At 36.8% G+C, this 3,444-nt stretch carries 1 protein-coding gene; it reads right to left on the reverse strand.

All coding sequences use genetic code 11. The features are described 5' to 3' along the window. Nucleotides 1-157 precede the first annotated feature (157 nt). Entirely contained in the window at nt 158-3,085 is a 2,928-nt protein-coding gene (locus tag GQR46_RS17800; RefSeq protein WP_165741810.1) for a TonB-dependent receptor, read from the reverse strand. Nucleotides 3,086-3,444 lie beyond the last annotated feature (359 nt).

Consider the following 3,444-nt stretch of genomic DNA (forward strand, 5'->3'; position numbering starts at 1 on the left):
AATACTTAATCATTTTTCGGGGGCTAAACATGTCGCTATCTGTGTTAAAAAATTCTTATTTAGAACAACTAAATAGCAAATTTTTTGCCTAGCTATCAACACGTTTTTCCATCCTAAAAATAAATCACTTAATTAAGCGAATTGGTATAACAAGTTATTAGAAATCGTAAGACGCTGATAATTGAATTCTACGTGGTGATTGGTAAGACTGAGCTAAACCAAATGTAGCATTTCCATCGCCAGCAGCTATTTCTGCAGCTTCGTCGTAACGAGTTTCAGTAGAAGCATCAAATACGTTAAATACATCCATAGCTAAACGAACTTTCTGATCGTTAAAGCGAAGGTTATAAGTAAAGTTAAGATCTAAACGTGCTGTCCATGGTGTAGTACCCATGCTGCCACGAGGGAAACGTTTGTCACCTACGTAGTAAGTATCACCATATTGGTATTGATCAGGGTCTGGAGTATAACCTTGGCCTAAAGCAGTCCAAGGACGTCCAGATGCGATATTAACATTAGCACCAATTAAGAAGTCTTCTGTAACAGCAAAAGCACCATAAATTTTAATGTTATGACGACGATCTGCAGGTAGATTACCATTAGCACCATCCATTAAATAAGGGTAATCCCAATCTTGCGTAAGACCAGCATCATCTTGACCATTATCAGATTTAACAAAACCTTCTGTATTACCATAGTTGTGAGACCATGTGTATAGCGCTTTTAAAGACCAAACCTGATCCCATGTTTTCTCTAATGTTAAATCAACTGATGCGTATTTACGCTTAGCTTCCGGGTAACCTAACTCTTGTGCAGTAAAGCTATATTCTTCAGTGGTGCCGTCACCATCAAGATCGAAATTGAAAGTAGCGCCATTACCAGGATTAAATAAGAACCAGTTTTCACCTAAATATTCACCATTTTCATCATTAAAGATATAAGAACCATCATCAATTTGATTACCTAAAACACGGTAAGTTGCCTTGATACCCCATGACCAATCATCATTAATTGCTGCTTGATAACCAATCATATACTCATCGTTATACATTGGTTCAAGATCTTTATCAGATAAGGTATTTGATGGTTTCGCAGTACCGTCACCACCATTAGAAATAGCAGGATCACCTAGCTGAGTACCTAAACCTACAGGAGTACCGTCAGCATTTAACCCTTCAAAAGCGTACCAAGTTTGGATAAATGTTTCTGCACCCGCTAAACGAATATTTGTATTAGCTGCTACCGGTAGGTAATAACGACCAGCAGTGAAGAATAACTTACTATCGCCATCTCCATTAATATCCCAAGAACCACCTATACGAGGGGCAATTTGGTTATCAATAGAAACAAACTCTTCGCCATCTGCATTGTAGTTAGTAAAACTATCATTACGAAGGCCTAATGTTAATGTTAAATCTTCAGTAACTGACCATTGATCTTCAATATAAATAGCCCAGTTTTCTACTTCAAACGAACCGCCATTTTTATAATCGCGTACACGTGTTGTCTTCATTTCTTCAGGTAAGACATAACCATTAGCCAGTCTAGCGCCTTCTTCGTATGTACGATAATAGTAGTAAACGCCACCAGAGTTTTGTGTTGTTGAATCAGCTGTATTAGTTTCAGAATCATAGCCAAACTTTAACGTATGCTCATCGTTTAGGTAGTAATCAAAGTCAACGCGCAATTGCTCACGTTTATCTTCATTTTCACCAACGGTAAAGTTTACATAACACGTAGTATCCTCACCTAAATCGGCATCATAACCTGTAGGACAATCATCAAAGTCTGAGTAATCAGTTTCTGAAAACTTAACCTGACCATACATTGCTGACATACTTAGGTCATCTGTTAGATTACCAGTATAACGAACTGCAAAACTTTCTCCGCCTCGCTTGTGAAAAGCTGTACCGCCATCTTCAGTATAATTACCATTTCCTTCAGGATCTGAAATTGTTTTTTCTGAATAAGTTCGCTTATCACTAAAGCCCCAAAGCATTAGCTGATGATCTTCGTTAATATTCCAATCAAAACGAGCTAGGTAATATGGGTCATCATCTTTTTCAACTGTTAAATCTGTTTGTGATGCATTACCGTATTCATAGTCATTATCTCTTGCAGTGTAAATACCATAGAAGAATAATGTGTCTTCAACTATTGCACCTGAAGCATAAATACTTGTTTCAAATGAATTGTCGTAGTCGTCTTGGTTATTAACATATAAATCACCAATACAATGCCCGTCTGCATCGTCACAACGATCATTTTGTTTGTAAAGTGAATCAGGAGCTTGCTCACTTAACGAGTCAGATGAATAAATCGTTTCAACACCAAAGTGAAAATCATTAGAACCAGATTTAGTAACTGATGAGATTAATCCACCGGTAGTACGCCCGAACTCTGCAGAATAACCACCCGTTTTAACTTGAAAGCTATCGTATGCGGTAAATGGGATTGTTGCACCGCCAAGACCATTTCGGAAATTAGTCATATTTAGACCATTCACGTAATAAGCATTCTCAGCTACAGAAGCACCACCAAATGAAGCTTGGTCGCCAAAACGACTGTCCCCTTCAGTTGCGCCAGGCGCAAGCAATGCTACTGAAGTTACTGAGCGAGATATTGGTAGTAGCGATAATTCTTCAGAGCTAATATTTAATGAAGACTCTGATGCAGAAACATCTATTGCACGAATAGAGCCACCTACAACAGCAATTCTTTCGATATTACCTGTAGTTAGTGGAATTTGAATGAGAGCTGTTTTACCTACCCCTATAACAACATCTTTAACTTGAGCTTGGTCAAAACCAGATTGGGATACTGTAATATCATACTTACCTACTGGCACTTGCTTAAGATCAAACTCACCATTTGCATCAGCAGTTAGTGTTTTAGAATAACCTTTGCTTTCATCTGTTATTGTTATTGATGCACCCGCTAATGAAACACCTGACTGAGCAGTTAAGCTACCTTTGATAGCGCCGTTAACGTTATCTGCCATTGCTGGCATTGCCGCACTTAACGTCATTGCAACTGCTGCAGCAGTGAATGAGCGTTTAAATGTCTTAGAAAAATTATGGTTCATTTTTGATTTATCCCTAGATAATTAGATTATTATTTTTTATGTCTTACGTTAAATACTTTATATAACGCCTACTAATTTAAAGTATTTAACCCCCTCAACGTGTAAGGAGAAACAAATTAATAACACAATAAAAACAAACTTGCCAACAAAATGCGACAGCAATTAACAGGAAAATCACCATAAAAAACAATAAATTAACAAAAAACCAAGGATAAAACCAAAAAACAAAATAAAAACAAAAAAACAAAAAAACAAACATATAATTTACATTATTAGTTGTTTGCAAAACCAACAAAATGAATAAAAAGCAGGCTCCATTATTTATAAAAACAGCGCCATAAACACCATTAAAGAACAAC

This window comes from Pseudoalteromonas sp. Z1A6, assembly GCF_011378745.1.
Lineage (GTDB): Bacteria > Pseudomonadota > Gammaproteobacteria > Enterobacterales > Alteromonadaceae > Pseudoalteromonas > Pseudoalteromonas arctica.

Bases quoted from the DNA above. Each gene is read 5' to 3' on its own strand.
- GQR46_RS17800 (WP_165741810.1), bottom strand. From the start codon at position 3,085: ATGAACCATAATTTTTCTAAGACATTTAAACGCTCATTCACTGCTGCA.